The following is a 14,227-nucleotide window of genomic DNA, read 5'->3' on the forward strand; positions in this document are numbered from 1 at the left end:
GATATTGACAGATATCGAATCAACGCGCAATCGGGCATCCGGTCAGCCGGATCCCGGACTCATCCCTCGGCGATCGCCGTTCGACGCTCGAGCAGAACAGTGTCGCGCCACACGCCGTCGAGTTCGGCGATCTTCTCGCGAAGGCCGACCGTTCGAAACCCGGCCGAATGATGGAGCGAGATGGAGGCACGGTTCTCCGGGAACATCGACGTCTGCAGAGTCCAGAGTCCGTCGGCGTCGGCGGCCATGACTTGCTTACGCAACAACGCCTTTCCGACGCCACGACCACGCATGCCGTCCGCAACGTACACGGAGTTCTCGGCAACCCCGCGGTAGCAGTCACGCTCGGAAACCGGACTCAACGCAGCCCATCCGACAACAACACCCCCGATAGTCGCCACCCATCGATGCTGCGGCAGCCACCGTTCGTGGAGATGCTCACGCGAGGGGACCTCAGCGGCAAAGGTGGCATTTCGGGTGTCGATACCCTCGCCGTAAATACGGCGAACCGCATCCCAGTCGTCGTCGATCATGGCCCGGACAGAGACATCGTCGGGCAGATCACTCGGGCAGCACGGACGCGGAGCAAGGACTCCCATCACCACATCCGCCGCCTGCGGCAAGGCAACGCAACACGTCGGACTCATCGCGACGACCGTGCTCGTCCCTTCCTTACGCATGGTCACAAAACCCACATCGGCGAGCTTGCGCAGGTGGTGCGACACCGTCGGTTGCCCGATCCCCAACGCCTCGGCGAGCGCTCCGACGGTAATACCACCGACCGCGCTCGCTACCCGGTGAAGCAATCGGACGCGCATCGGCTCGGCAAGGCAGGCGAACCACTGCGCGTAGGTATCGGCATCGCCCTGCGCGAGGACGGAAGAACGGATCTGATCCCAGTCCGAATCGCCGACTCGCACCGTCGGAGTCTGCAGCGAAGTCATCTCTCCACTATATCGACAGCTGTCGATGGTTGCCTACATTGATGATCGTCGATACAGTTCTCCGTAGATCGATAATCGTCGATGAAAGGCACGAAAATGAACCCCCTACCCGTTGTCGTGATCGGGGCCGGCCCGATCGGCCTGGCAGCCGCAGCAGAACTGCGCGAGCGCGGACTCACACCCCTTGTATTCGAGCGCGGAACCACAGCCGGTGCTGCGATCTCCGAGTGGAATCACGTTCGACTGTTCTCCCGGTGGTCCGAACTCGTCTCCCCCGCCGCGCGGCGACTCCTCGACCAGAATGGATGGAGCTCACCCGACGGGCAGACCTATCCGACCGGCCGGCAATGGCGCGAGCTCTACCTCGAACCACTCGCCTCGGCCCTCGCCGACCTGGTCCAGTTCGACACCGAGGTGATCGGCGTCGCTCGACGCGGACGTGACCTGGTCGTCGACGCCGGACGCGACAGCGAACCCCTCTCGATTCACCTGCGGCGCCGGGACGGAACCGAGGATCGGATGTTCGCCCAGGCCATTGTGGATGCGTCCGGCACCTGGGGCACCCCGAACCCGCTCGGTGGTGAAGGTCTTCCTGCACTCGGCGAAGGCGCTGTGGGTACTGCGATCCGGTACCGGGTTCCTGATCTCGACGATCCGGCAGTGCGGGCACAGTTCGCCGGAACGCACACCGTCATCGCAGGTAGTGGCCACTCCGCGCTGACGGCGATCGTTGCGCTGTCAGGGTTGGCGGAGCAGGCTCCGAGCACCCGCATCACCTGGGCGGTCCGCCGAGGAAACATCGGCTCTGCATTCGGAGGCGGCGACGCTGACGAACTGCCCGCGCGCGGCGCCCTGGGCTTGCGTGCAAAGAAGGCCGTCGAGGATGGCCTGTTGAGAGTCGTCACCGGCTTCCGCACCGCAGAGGTGACAACTACCCCTTCGGGACAACTCATACTCGCCTCCGATGCGGGTGATCGCATCGAGAACGTGGACAACGTCATAACGCTGACCGGCTTCCGCCCCGATCTGTCCTGGCTCTCGGAAATTCGACTCGGCCTCGACCCGGTCTTACAAGCACCGGTCGAGCTTGCTCCGCTGATCGACCCGAACGTCCACTCGTGCGGCACCGTTTACCCGCATGGCGCGAAGGAGCTTCGCCATCCGGAGCCGGGGGTGTACTTGGCTGGAATGAAAAGCTACGGCCGAGCACCCACCTTCCTGGCGATGACCGGCTACGAGCAGGTTCGCAGCATCGCAGCCGAGCTCGCCGGCGATCACGAAGCAGCGGCCCGCGTCGAGTTGATCCTTCCGGAGACCGGAGTCTGCGGCGGCGCAGGCATTTTCGACGAACCTGACACAGCAGAAACCGACACAGGGAAAGCCGAGGGCGGATGCTGCAGCGCCCCCGCTCCGAAACTGATCACGCTGTCTGCACCGTCCGGCAACACCTGCGGATAGAAACAGTCCTTGACGACGGAACCAGCCCGCCGGGCTGCCACATCCGGCCGAACAAGGCATGCTGATCGTGTGCATACATTCGAGGTCTGGGCGCCAACACCGGAATCGGTCCGGGTCGAAGTCGACGGCATCACGCACGAGATGGACCGGACCGACGACGGGTGGTGGCGCGCCGAGGTCGACTGCGACAACCGCGCTCGCTACGGCTTTGTCGTCGACGGTGAAACACTCCCGGATCCGCGTTCACCACGCCAGCCCGAAGGCGTGCATCTCCGCTCCCAACTGCACCAACTCGACGAGGCGTCCTGGACCGACTCTCAGTGGACCGGACGACAACTCCCAGGATCATCGGTCTACGAACTGCACATCGGAACGTTCACCCCCGAAGGAACATTCGACGCCGCGATCGAACGTCTCGATCACCTGGTAGACCTCGGCGTCGGCTTCGTGGAAATCATGCCGGTCAACGGCTTCAACGGAACTCACAACTGGGGCTACGACGGTGTGCTCTGGTACACGGTCCACGAGATCTACGGTGGCCCGGACGGATTGCAACGCTTGGTGAATGCGGCCCACGAACGCGGACTCGGCGTGATTCTTGACGTGGTCTACAACCACCTGGGCCCGTCGGGCAACTACCTCGAAAAGTTCGGCCCCTACATTGCCGATGGAGCGAACACCTGGGGCCGAACGATCAACATCGGAGGCCCGCAGTCGGGCGAGGTTCGCGAGTACATCATCGGCAATGCCCTGCGATGGATGCGTGATTTCCACATCGACGGTCTACGCCTCGACGCCGTCCACGCGTTGGTCGATCACACCGGAACGCACATCCTCGAGGAACTCGCCGTCCGAACGGAAACACTGTCGGCTCATCTGGGTCGACCGCTCACGTTGATCGCCGAAAGCGATCTCAACGACGCCACTCTGATCACGCCACGAGCGGCCGGCGGGTTCGGCTTGGACGCGCAGTGGGACGACGACATCCACCACACCATTCACACGGCCGTGTCCGGCGAACGCCAGGGTTATTACGCCGACTTCGGATCCTTGGAATCCCTTGCAAATACATTGCGGCGCGGTTTCTTCCACGCCGGAACGTATTCCTCGTTCCGTGGACGGGTTCACGGCCGGCCGATCGACATCACGCATCAGCCCGCCAGCGCCCTGCTCGCATACACGTGCACCCACGATCAGATCGGCAACCGCGCGATCGGGGACCGCCCGAGCGCCTATCTGACGCCAGGACAATTGGCGATCAAGGCGGCGCTGGTCCTGCTCTCGCCGTACACGCCGATGCTGTTCATGGGCGAGGAATGGGGAGCGACCACTCCGTTCCAGTTCTTCACCTCGCATCCGGAACCGGAACTCGGCGAGGCCACTGCCAAAGGCCGCAAAGCGGAGTTCGCGGCGCACGGCTGGAACAGTGACGACATTCCGGATCCGCAAGACCCACAGACATTTCTGCGATCGAAACTGGACTGGGACGAGCGAGACGACGAGACACGCGCTCGCGTCCTGGCCTGCTATCGCGATCTACTTGCCCTGCGCAGGAAGCGAATCGAGATCACCGACCCTTGGCTGGGGCACCTGCACGTCGACTACGACGAGGACGACCAGTGGATCACCCTGCGCCGCGGCGCATTACAGATCGTGTGCAATCTGGGAACGGACGCGGCCTCGGTCCCGGCCGGCGGAACCCCCATCCTCTGGTGGGATCCGCCGACACAGGACGAGACCGCGTCCGCAACAGTGGTGCCGGGGCACTCGTTCGTCGTACTCGAAAGCTGACTAACTCTCGAGATTCCGGTATTAACGCTTCGCGTTCTCTGGTGTACTCCGCAGCATCCGCAACACCAATGCGGCACTGACGAACAGAACCAAAGCTGTTGCACCGGCAGCAACGTGCATACCGTCGACAAACGCCGACTTCGCGGAATCGGCAAGCACCGAACCGAGTTCACCAGGTAGGTACGTTGCTTCCTGCAGGGCACCGCCGAGCGTGCCCTGTGCAGCGTGCGCCTGATCTGCTTCGAGCATCGAGGTGTCGATTCCCTTGCGGAAGATCGCCATCACCACGCTGCCCAGGATCGCCACGCCGAGCGCGATGCCGAGTTCGTACGCGGTCTCCGACACAGCGGACGCAGCGCCGGCGCGTTCGGGTTCCACCGAGCTGACCACGAGATCCGATGTCAACGTCAACGCGACACCGACACCAGCACCGGCCAGACCGAAGCCGAGCACGAACATCAACGGGCCGCTGTCGACGCCGAGCGCGAGCAGCATCGCAGCACCGATACCGGCAACCGCGAGGCCCGCGCTGAGCACGTGAGACACCGACCACCGGCGAATCAACCAGGCCGCCGCAACCGCGGTGAATGCGCTGAGCAACATACCCGGGAGCATCAGCAGCCCGGCGTCGAGCGCCGAGTTACCGAGCACCAACTGCAGGTACTGCGAGCCGAAGAACAGGACACCTGCCAGCGCGAAGATCGAGAGCAGGTTGGTGATGACGGCGGTGGAGAACGACGCGTTGGCAAACAGCTTCAGATCCAACATCGGATCCTTCAGCATCCGCTGACGACGCACGAACACGTAACCCGCCGCGAGACCAACGAGGCCGATCACCAGCAACGTGATGCTGACGCCGTGCACCACGGATTCCTTGACCGCGTACACCAGCGGCAACATGGTCGCCATCGACAGACCAGCGCTGATGAGGTCGAATCGACCCGGATTGGGGTCCTTCGACTCCGGGATCAGGATCGGGCCGAGTACAACCAGCGCGATCATGACCGGAATGTTGATCAAGAAGACCGAACCCCACCAGAAGTGCTCGAGCAACCAACCACCGACCAAAGGGCCTGCCGCGGTACCGCCACCGGCCATCGCGCCCCAGACACCGATCGCCTCGGTGCGCTGACGCGGATTGACGAAGATCGTACGGATCAGACCGAGGGTGGCCGGCATCAGCGTTGCACCGGAAATACCCTGCAGCACGCGGGCGGCAATGAGCATCTCGGGACTGACAGCGAGAGCGGCGATGATCGAGGCGAGACCGAAGCCGACTGCGCCGATCAGGAGCAGTTTTCGCCTACCGATCCGGTCGCCGAGCGTACCCATGGTGATGAGCAGACCGGCGAGCACGAACGAATAGACGTCGATGATCCACAGCAACTGCGTGCTGCTCGGCTCGAGGTCGGCGCTGATGAACGGAAGCGCAAGATCGAGCACCGTGCCGTCGACTGCGATGAGCAACACAGCAAAGGCAAGGACTATCAAGCCCGCCCAGTCACGCTTTGTCGCCCGAACCTCGTCGGGATTGATTGCAGACGTGTGATCTGCCGACACTGACATTGCTCCCCTGCGACTTTCTCTGAGTTCTTTCGAAAAGACTTCACTGCACCGTCCAGCCGGTACAGTAGGTCTACGGTAACAGCGAACCGTCCGAGCGGTAAAGTTATTTCCGGGTAGGGTCAGATCACATGGCTGCCGACACTCGCGATCGAATTCTCGACGCACTGGAGAAGCTGCTGCTGGTCAGCGGCGTCGCCCAAGTCACGCTCGAAGGCGTTGCCGCCGAAGCCGGGGTTTCCAAGGGCGGACTTCTCTATCACTTCCCCAGCAAGGAAGCACTGCTCGCGGCGATGGTCCGCAGACTCGGAGAACGCTCGGATCAGCAACTCGAAGACGCCGTAGCAGGCGGTACGACGGTCACCGAGTTCTATCTGCAGATCCCCGATGCGAACGAAAGCGAAGAACTCTCACTCTTCCGGTCGATCATCGCGGCACTGAGAACAGTCGACGGACAACACGACGAAATCCAGAAAGCCGTCACACATGTGATGCGGAGCTGGGACAAGGGCCTTCAGACCGAGATCGCCGACCCTGTGCAGGCCGAGATCATCCGGCTCGTCGGCGACGGCCTGTATTTGGCGGCGATGCTCGGGCTCCCCCAGCCGGATCCCGAATTGCATCGACAGGTGGTCGAGCGACTGCGGCCCTGACCGGGGGCGTCTCTTACGTCAGATAGCGGTACGCCGGGCTTCCCGGCTCGAGCCTCTCGGACTGCATCGGCGCGCGCTCCATCCGCTCGAGTAACGCCGCCAACCCGTCGGCGGAACCGAGTTCGATACCCACCAACGCGGCACCCGTCTCGCGATTGTTTCGCTTGACGTACTCGAACAGCGCGATGTCGTCGTCCGGCCCGAGCACGTCCGAGAGAAAGCGACGGAGCGCTCCCGGTTCCTGCGGAAAGTCGACCAGGAAGTAGTGCTTGAGCCCGAGGTGAACGAGCGAACGCTCGAGGATTTCGCCGTAACGAGAGACGTCGTTGTTGCCACCGGAGATCAGGCACACGACGGTCGAACCCGGCTCGAACGTCAAATTCTGAAGTGCCGCAACGGAAAGCGCTCCCGCGGGTTCGGCGATGATGCCCTCGCTCTGATACAGCTCGAGCATCGCCGTGCAGATAGCGCCCTCGTCGATCTGATTGACGACAAACGATCCCGAACCGGACCGTGTCTGAAGTTGACGAGCCACGAGCGGCAACGACGCGTGCGACACCACGGCGGCACCCAGACGTGAGACGACCTCGTAGGGAACATCGCCGATCCTCTTGACCGCTGCGCCGTCGACAAATGGATCGACGTCGGGAAGAGTCACCGGGCCCCCGGCAACAAGAGCGGCCGTCATTGACGCCGCACCGGACGGCTCGATCCCGACGATCGACGTCTTGGGCGACCGTTCGTGCAGGTAGGTGGCGATGCCCGCAATGCAACCGCCGCCGCCGACCGGCACGACGATCGTGTCGAGAGGGGCGTCCAATTGCGTGAGAATCTCCGCTGCGATGGTTCCTTGCCCCGCAGCGGTGCGCACGTCGTCGAACGGGGGAACCATGGTTGCGCCGGTTTCGGCTACGTCCTCGGCGGCCGCAGCAGCGGCGGCGTCATAGGTCTCACCGATCATGAACAGTTCGACAAACGCTCCGCCGTGGGCGCGAATGCGATCACGCTTCTGCTTGGGGGTATTTGCCGGAACGTAGATCCGACCCTTGATCTGCATCGTTCGGCACGCGAAAGCAACACCCTGCGCATGGTTACCGGCACTGGCAGTCACTACGCCGGCACCGCGTTCAGCCTCGTTGAGCTGAGCGATCAGGTTGTAAGCGCCACGAATCTTGTACGAACGAACGCCCTGGAGGTCCTCACGCTTGAGATACACGTGTGCCCCGGTCAACGCCGAAAGACGATCGCTGTACTGCAGGGGTGTCGCCGCAATGACGTGCTGAATTCGCTCGATGGCCGCGTCGATCTCCTGCGCGTCGAGCGCGGGGACGGTGGACTTCGTTACTACGACATCGGGCGAGTTAGACACCCCGCCATTTTCGCACGTCGGAGATCAACCTTCCCACCACCCCGCCCCGCATGGTCTGCGAGGCAGGGTGGCGGTAGGTCAGCCGCGCGGATCCAACTGTGAAGGACGGGGCACGTTCCGCAGATTCGACTTGGCCATCTGTACTGCCTCGCCGACGCCGCCGTTCATCACCATCTTCGACATCGCCAAAGCGAAGCCCTTCATCTGACCACCGGTGATGGTGGGCGGCAACGACAATGCCAACGGATCGGTCACCAGATCCACCAAGGCCGGACCGTCATGATCGAGCGCGGCGCGTAGGCCCGCTTCGATGTCCGCAGGATTCTCGATTCGGCGCGAGAAGATACCGAGCGCAGCAGCAACCGCCGCGTAGTCGACCGCGGGCACGTCGACCCCGAAATCCGGAAGGCCGTCGACCAGCATCTCGAGCTTGACCATTCCGAGCGTCGAGTTGTTGAACACCACGATCTTGACCGGCAACTTGTACATCGCGACGGTGACCAACTCACCGAGCAGCATCGACAATCCACCGTCGCCCGACACCGAGATGACCTGACGCCCCGGACTCGACCATGCAGCACCCATCGCGTGTGGGAGCGCATTGGACATCGATCCGTGCAGCGCCGAGGAGATGAAGCGTCTCGATCCGTTCGGATTGAGATAGCGCGCCGTCCACACGTTGCACATCCCGGTGTCGGCGGTGAAGATTGCGTCGTCGGCTGCCAGATCGTCCAAGATCGAGGCCGCATACTCGGGGTGAATCGGCGTGCGCTGCTTGACCGGATCCGTGTATGCACCAACCACTTTGGTCATCAGAGTGTTGTGCTTGGCGAGCGTGTCCTCCAGGAACCCGCGGTCGGTCTTTCGATCGAGCTGCGGAATCAGTGCGCTCAAGGTGCTCGCGACGTCGCCGTGCACAGCCAGGTCCAGGCTGGTTCGACGCCCCAACCGCTCGGCCGCGATGTCGATCTGAGCAGTGCGAACGTCGTCGGGCAAGAACTGATCGTAGGGAAAGTCCGTACCGATCAGGAGCAGGAGATCGGCGCCGTGGATACCGTCGTGCGCCGCACCGTAACCGAGCAATCCGGTCATCCCGACGTCGTATGGATTGTCGTACTGGATCCATTCCTTGCCACGCAGTGAATGCCCGATGGGAGCGCCGACGGTTTCGGCCAACGCCAGAACCTCCGCGCGCGCATCTCGCACGCCCGCGCCGGCGAAGATCGCAACCTTACGCGAGCCGTTGATCACATCTGCCAACGCCTTGACGTCACCGGCATCCGGAACGACTGTCGGCCTTCGGGTTTCGACGAGCGTCGGCGGGGTGCCTTCTGCCGGACAATCGGCGATGTCCCCGGGAAGCACGATCACCGAGACGCCGTTTCGAGCCACCGAATGCTGAATCGCCGACTGCACCACGCGAGGTGATTGGACTGCCGTGCTGACGAGTTCGGTGTAACTCGAACATTCGATGAAGATCCGCTCGGGATGCGTTTCCTGGAAGTAACCCATACCGATCTGGGCACTCGGAATGTGCGAGGCGATCGCGAGGACCGGAGCGCCCGAACGATGAGCGTCGTACAGGCCGTTGATCAGGTGAAGGTTTCCGGGGCCGCAGGATCCGGCACACACTGCGAGTTTTCCGGTGATCTGGGCATCCGCTGCGGCCGCAAAGGCGGCTGCTTCCTCATGCCGGACGTGTATCCAATCGATTCCGCCCTTCTCGGAACCACCGGTGCGACGAACCGCATCGACGATGGGATTGAGACTGTCACCGACAATGCCGTAGATCCGACTGACACCCACGTCAACGAGCTGCTGAACCAATTGATCTGCAACGGTTTTCGGACTCATCAGACCTCCATGACACACTCACGGGAGTCGGGATCGCCGACCCCCGGGAGTGACGATTTACTTGTGATTGATGAAGCGCTTCTTGTGGAATGCGGGGTTACTTGGGTTCGAGCACGAACACCGGAATCTCACGATCGGTCTTCGTCTGATAATCGGCGTAGTCGGGGTACGCAGCGACAGCGCGCTCCCACCAGACCGCCTTCTCGTCGCCGGTGACTTCCCGAGCAACCAGGTCGAAGACCTGCGTCGCGTCACGCAGCGTGACGTGCGGGTCGGCTTTGACGTTGTAGTACCAGACCGGATTCTTCGGGGCGCCACCGAGCGAAGCCACAACGGCATACGAACCGTCGTGCTCGACCCGCATCAGCGGCGTCTTCCTGACCTTGCCGGACTTTGCCCCGATGGTCGTGAGAACGACGACGGGCATGCCGTTCATGTCGTTTCCCTCGGTGCCACCGGAGTTCTCGATGCGTGCGACCTGATCGGCGGCCCACGACGCTGGACTGGGTTCGTACTCACCTGTGATTGGCATGTGTACCAGTGAACACCCACTCGAGCACCTTGGCCACCGAACCACGCCGACCAGGCCTGTCGCCCGCGCACTCCCCTGGTTGATCGATTAAGTGAGCTGCCGATCAATAAAGTTCGCTTGCCCGAACTCTCATCTCTGGCTACTCTGAAACCACAGCTTCGAACAGCCGTATCGGAAAGGGACGAGATGACCACCGCCGATATCTCCACTCGCGAATCACGCCCCTCCCCCGACTATTGCGTCGATCTGGCCGGAACTCGGTGGCCGCTGTACAAGATCGAAGCTCTCGTGGTCGGGTTCGTGCTGTTCGTCGTCGCCGGTGCCGTCACGCAGTCGATGCAGGTGGCCGTACTGACTGCCGCAACGGCCGCTGTAGTCACGTGGTGGGTACGGCGCGTGCACTACTCACGCACCACCTGATCACCGCACTCCCCCGAACTCCCGCGAACCACGAAGGGACCTTGCTGCATCAGCAGCAAGGTCCCTTCGTTCGGTTCAGGTCCGCTCGGCGGTCAGACCGTCAGGCAACTCGGTCCGAGCAATGCCTTCAGGTCGCCCATCAGTGCCGAGGACGGTTCGACCCGAAGGACGTCGTCGACCTTCCACAAGCTGATTTCGGTTCCGCCGATCAGTCGGACATGGACATCGGACGTCCCCGGATGCCTGGTCAACACCTGCTTGAGAGCACTGAGCTTGTCCTTGGTGCATTGCCGAAGCGGCAGCGAGACCGACAGCGGACGCGCAACCCCGATCGCCGAAATATCAGGTACCGCAAGGTCGTTGCCGATCAGTGACATCCGATCGTCTCGGATCGAAACGCGAGCCTTGACCAACACGATGGCATCCTCGGCGATGTCCATTCCGTACACGGCGTACGCCTGCGGGAAGAACAGCACCTCGATTCCACCCACGAGATCTTCGAGCTGCACGATGCACCAGGTCAGACCGTTCTTGTTGACCCGGCGGTCCACCGAGGCGATGATGCCGCCGAGAGTTACCTGGGCACCGTCCTGGACGCCGCCTTCCAAAATCGCGGCGATGGACGTGTCGGACTGCTGGCGAAGAATGTGCTCGACGCCGTTGAGCGGGTGACCGGAGACATACAGCCCCAGCATCTCTCGTTCGAGCGCCAGGCGATGCTTGGAATCCCACTCTTCGTCAGGAATCTTGACGTCGAACACCGAGGTGATCGACTCGTCCGCCTCGGCACCGCCGAAGAGGTCGAACTGTCCGATCGCCTCCGCCTTCTTGGTGCTCATCACGGAATCGATGGCGTCGGCATGGACCAACATCAGGCCCTTGCGCGGATGACCCAACGAGTCGAAAGCACCGGCCTTGATGAGCGATTCGGTGACCTTCTTGTTGCAAGCCATCGCGTCGATCTTGCCGAGATAGTCGGAGAAATCTGTGAACTTCGACTTCTCGGTGCGCGCCTTGATGATCGAGGCGACGACGTTGGCGCCGACGTTGCGCACCGACCCCATACCGAAACGGATGTCGTCGCCGACGGTCGCGAAGTCGACGCGTGACTCGTTGACGTCCGGCGGGAGAACGGTGATGCCCAACTTGCGGCAGTCGGCGAGGTAGATCGCGGACTTGTCCTTGTCGTCACCGACGGAGGTCAGCAGACCCGCCATGTACTCGGCCGGGTAGTTCGCCTTGAGGTACGCAGTCCAGTACGACACGAGTCCGTAGCCGGCGGAGTGCGACTTGTTGAACGCGTAGCCGGCGAAGGGAAGGACCGTGTCCCACAGCGCCTTGATGGCGGCTTCGCTGAAGTTGTTGTCCAACATGCCCTGCCGGAAGCCGGCGTAGGCCTTTTCCAGCTCGGACAGCTTCTTCTTACCCATGGCGCGACGCAGCAAGTCGGCCTGACCCAGGGTGTACCCGGCCACCTTCTGCGCCAGTTGCATGATCTGCTCCTGGTAGATGATCAGGCCGTAGGTCTCGGAGAGGATCTCCGCGAGCGGCTCCTCCAGTTCGGGGTGAATCGGCTTGACGTCTTCCAAGGCGTTCTTGCGCTTGGCGTACGAGATGTGGGCGTCCACACCCATCGGTCCCGGTCGATACAGCGCCAAGGCGGCGACGATGTCGCCGAATCCGGTGGGCTGCATCAATTTCAGCAACTCGCGCATACCGCCGCCGTCGAGCTGGAACACACCGAGAGTGTCACCGCGGGCGAGCAGTTCGTATGTTGCCGCATCGTCCATCGGCAAAGTGTCGAGGTCGAGGTCGATGCCGCGGTTGGCTTTGATGTTCTCGAGCGTGTCGCCGATGACCGTGAGGTTTCGCAGACCGAGGAAGTCCATCTTGAGCAGGCCGATGGCTTCACACGAGGGGTAGTCCCACCCGGTGATGATGGCGCCGTCCTGGGCGCGCTTCCAGACCGGGATTGCGTCGGTGAGCGGTTCGGACGACATGATGACCGCGCAGGCGTGCACACCGGCGTTACGGATCAGCCCTTCCAGACCCACCGCGGTCTTGTAGATCTTCGCGACGTCCGGGCTGGAGTCGATGAGTGCTCGAACCTCGACGGCCTCCTTGTACCGCTCGTGCTTCGGATCGGTGATACCGGAGACAGAGATGTCCTTGGCCATGATGGGCGGCGGGAGTGCCTTGGTGATCTGATCGGCGATGGCGAAGCCCGGCTTGCCGAACTGGACGCGAGCCGAGTCCTTGATGGCAGCCTTGGTCTTGATGGTGCCGAAGGTGATGACCTGGGCGACCTTGTCGTTGCCCCACTTGTCCGTCGCGTAGCGAACCATCTCGCCGCGACGGCGATCATCGAAGTCGATATCGATATCGGGCATGGACACACGCTCGGGGTTGAGGAATCGCTCGAACAGCAACCCGTACGGGATGGGGTCGATGTTGGTGATACCCATCGCGTAGGCCACCAACGAACCGGCAGCCGATCCACGGCCGGGCCCGACACGGATCCCGACGTCCTTGGCGTGGTTGATCAGGTCGCCGACCACGAGGAAGTAGGCCGGGAAGCCCATTTCGTTGATGACGCCGATCTCGTAGTCGGCGCGGGCGAGGTACTCCTGCGGCGGTCCGCTCGGGAAGCGGCGATCGAGTCCGCGCATCACCTCGGCGCGCAGGAAGGTCTGCTGCGTGTGTCCCTCCGGGACCGGGAAGATCGGCATGCGGTCGTGGAATGCCCAGACGTCCTCGTACGACTGCACACGCTCGCCGATGGCAACGGTGTTGTCGCATGCCCCCGGTACCTCGTTGTCCCAGATGGCGCGCATCTCGGCAGCGGACTTGAGGTAGTAGCCGTCGCCGTCGAACTTGAAGCGAGTGGGGTCGGAGAGCGTCTTGCCGGTCTGAATGCAGAGCAGCGCCTCGTGATTCTCGGCGGCGTCCTTGGTGACGTAATGGCAGTCGTTGGTGGCAAGTGGCGGAATACCGAGTTGCTTGCCGATGTCGAGCAGACCCTCTCGCACACGGCGCTCGATCGAGAGACCGTGATCCATCAGTTCGAGGAAGAAGTTGTCCGGCCCCCAGATCTCCTGCCACTTCGCGGCAGCTTCGAGAGCCTCGCGATCGTGGCCGAGACGAAGGCGCGTCTGGATCTCACCGGACGGGCAACCCGTGGTCGCGATGATGCCCTCGGCGTGCGCGGCGATGAGCTCCTCGTCCATCCGTGGCCATTTACCGAGCTGGCCCTCGATGGACGCGAGCGACGACAGCTTGAAGAGGTTGCGGAGTCCGGTCGCGTTCTCGGCCACCATCGTCATGTGGGTGTACGCACCGCTACCGGAGACGTCGTCGGACTTCTGGCTGCGATCGCCCCACAGAACTCGCTTGGTGTTGAAGCGAGACTCGGGTGCGATGTAGGCCTCGATGCCGATGATCGGCTTGATGCCGGCGCTCTTTGCCTCGTTGTAGAACTGGCTGGCGCCGTACATGTTTCCGTGGTCGGTCATGCCGACTGCGGTCATTTCGAGACGAGCGGCCTCCTCGAACATGGCGCCGACCTTGGCCGCACCGTCGAGCATCGAGTACTCGGTGTGATTGTGAAGATGTACGAACGAGTCAGCCACGTGCGCCTCTCTGA

The 14,227-nt window shown here is 62.6% G+C and carries 10 protein-coding genes; 4 read left to right on the forward strand and 6 right to left on the reverse strand.

Annotated elements, in window-relative coordinates; genetic code table 11:
- Positions 1-59 precede the first annotated feature (59 nt).
- Positions 60-944 (reverse strand): helix-turn-helix domain-containing GNAT family N-acetyltransferase, encoded by an 885-nt coding sequence (locus BH682_RS16535; RefSeq protein WP_075833416.1) that lies wholly within the window; start codon positions 942-944, stop codon positions 60-62.
- A 96-nt stretch (positions 945-1,040) separates the two neighbouring features.
- On the opposite strand from BH682_RS16535, the gene BH682_RS16540 reads away from it, so the two are divergent.
- Together BH682_RS16540 and treZ are read left to right on the forward strand one after the other, a co-directional pair.
- Positions 1,041-2,402, forward strand: a complete 1,362-nt coding sequence (locus BH682_RS16540) for an NAD(P)-binding domain-containing protein (RefSeq protein WP_042921825.1) — start codon at positions 1,041-1,043, stop codon at positions 2,400-2,402.
- A gap of 69 nt (positions 2,403-2,471) precedes the next feature.
- Positions 2,472-4,193, forward strand: a complete 1,722-nt coding sequence (treZ, locus tag BH682_RS16545) for a malto-oligosyltrehalose trehalohydrolase (protein WP_003941746.1) — start codon at positions 2,472-2,474, stop codon at positions 4,191-4,193.
- 21 nt (positions 4,194-4,214) lie between these two features.
- On the opposite strand, the gene BH682_RS16550 is transcribed toward treZ, so the two are convergent.
- On the reverse strand, positions 4,215-5,759 hold the full coding sequence (locus BH682_RS16550) for an MFS transporter (protein WP_075833418.1): 1,545 nt from the start codon (positions 5,757-5,759) through the stop codon (positions 4,215-4,217).
- A gap of 128 nt (positions 5,760-5,887) precedes the next feature.
- Here BH682_RS16550 and BH682_RS16555 point away from each other — a divergent pair, with 128 nt between their 5' ends.
- Complete coding sequence (locus tag BH682_RS16555; protein WP_007733148.1) at positions 5,888-6,409, forward strand: TetR/AcrR family transcriptional regulator; 522 nt, start codon at positions 5,888-5,890, stop codon at positions 6,407-6,409.
- Between the two features lie 13 nt (positions 6,410-6,422).
- Here BH682_RS16555 and ilvA read toward each other — a convergent pair whose 3' ends face one another.
- The 3 genes from ilvA to BH682_RS16570 all read right to left on the reverse strand — a co-directional run bounded on the left by ilvA (position 6,423) and on the right by BH682_RS16570 (position 10,164).
- Entirely contained in the window at positions 6,423-7,778 is a 1,356-nt protein-coding gene (ilvA, locus tag BH682_RS16560) for a threonine ammonia-lyase IlvA (RefSeq protein WP_007733150.1), read from the reverse strand.
- Positions 7,779-7,856: 78 nt separating this feature from the next.
- Positions 7,857-9,632: a pyruvate dehydrogenase gene (locus BH682_RS16565; protein ID WP_075833420.1), complete on the reverse strand. Its 1,776-nt coding sequence runs from the start codon at positions 9,630-9,632 to the stop codon at positions 7,857-7,859.
- A 97-nt stretch (positions 9,633-9,729) separates the two neighbouring features.
- A complete protein-coding gene (locus BH682_RS16570) occupies positions 9,730-10,164 on the reverse strand; it encodes a nitroreductase family deazaflavin-dependent oxidoreductase (RefSeq protein ID WP_003941666.1) in 435 nt (144 codons plus the stop codon).
- A gap of 186 nt (positions 10,165-10,350) precedes the next feature.
- Here BH682_RS16570 and BH682_RS16575 point away from each other — a divergent pair, with 186 nt between their 5' ends.
- Positions 10,351-10,584 carry a hypothetical protein gene (locus tag BH682_RS16575; protein WP_003941759.1) on the forward strand — a complete coding sequence of 78 codons (234 nt, stop codon included), beginning with the start codon at positions 10,351-10,353 and terminating at the stop codon, positions 10,582-10,584.
- Between the two features lie 92 nt (positions 10,585-10,676).
- Here the strand turns inward: BH682_RS16575 and dnaE are convergent, their stop codons facing one another.
- Positions 10,677-14,213, reverse strand: a complete 3,537-nt coding sequence (dnaE, locus tag BH682_RS16580; protein ID WP_003941755.1) for a DNA polymerase III subunit alpha — start codon at positions 14,211-14,213, stop codon at positions 10,677-10,679.
- Between the last annotated feature and the right edge of the window lie 14 nt (positions 14,214-14,227).

It is taken from the genome of Rhodococcus sp. YL-1, assembly GCF_001942025.1.
Classification (GTDB): domain Bacteria; phylum Actinomycetota; class Actinomycetes; order Mycobacteriales; family Mycobacteriaceae; genus Rhodococcus_F; species Rhodococcus_F qingshengii.

Coding starts and splice junctions, on each gene's coding strand:
- BH682_RS16535 (WP_075833416.1), bottom strand. CDS start 944: ATGACTTCGCTGCAGACTCCGACGGTGCGAGTCGGCGATTCGGACTGG.
- BH682_RS16540 (WP_042921825.1), top strand. CDS start 1,041: ATGAACCCCCTACCCGTTGTCGTGATCGGGGCCGGCCCGATCGGCCTG.
- BH682_RS16550 (WP_075833418.1), bottom strand. CDS start 5,759: ATGTCAGTGTCGGCAGATCACACGTCTGCAATCAATCCCGACGAGGTT.
- BH682_RS16555 (WP_007733148.1), top strand. CDS start 5,888: ATGGCTGCCGACACTCGCGATCGAATTCTCGACGCACTGGAGAAGCTG.
- BH682_RS16565 (WP_075833420.1), bottom strand. CDS start 9,632: ATGAGTCCGAAAACCGTTGCAGATCAATTGGTTCAGCAGCTCGTTGAC.
- BH682_RS16570 (WP_003941666.1), bottom strand. CDS start 10,164: ATGCCAATCACAGGTGAGTACGAACCCAGTCCAGCGTCGTGGGCCGCC.
- BH682_RS16575 (WP_003941759.1), top strand. CDS start 10,351: ATGACCACCGCCGATATCTCCACTCGCGAATCACGCCCCTCCCCCGAC.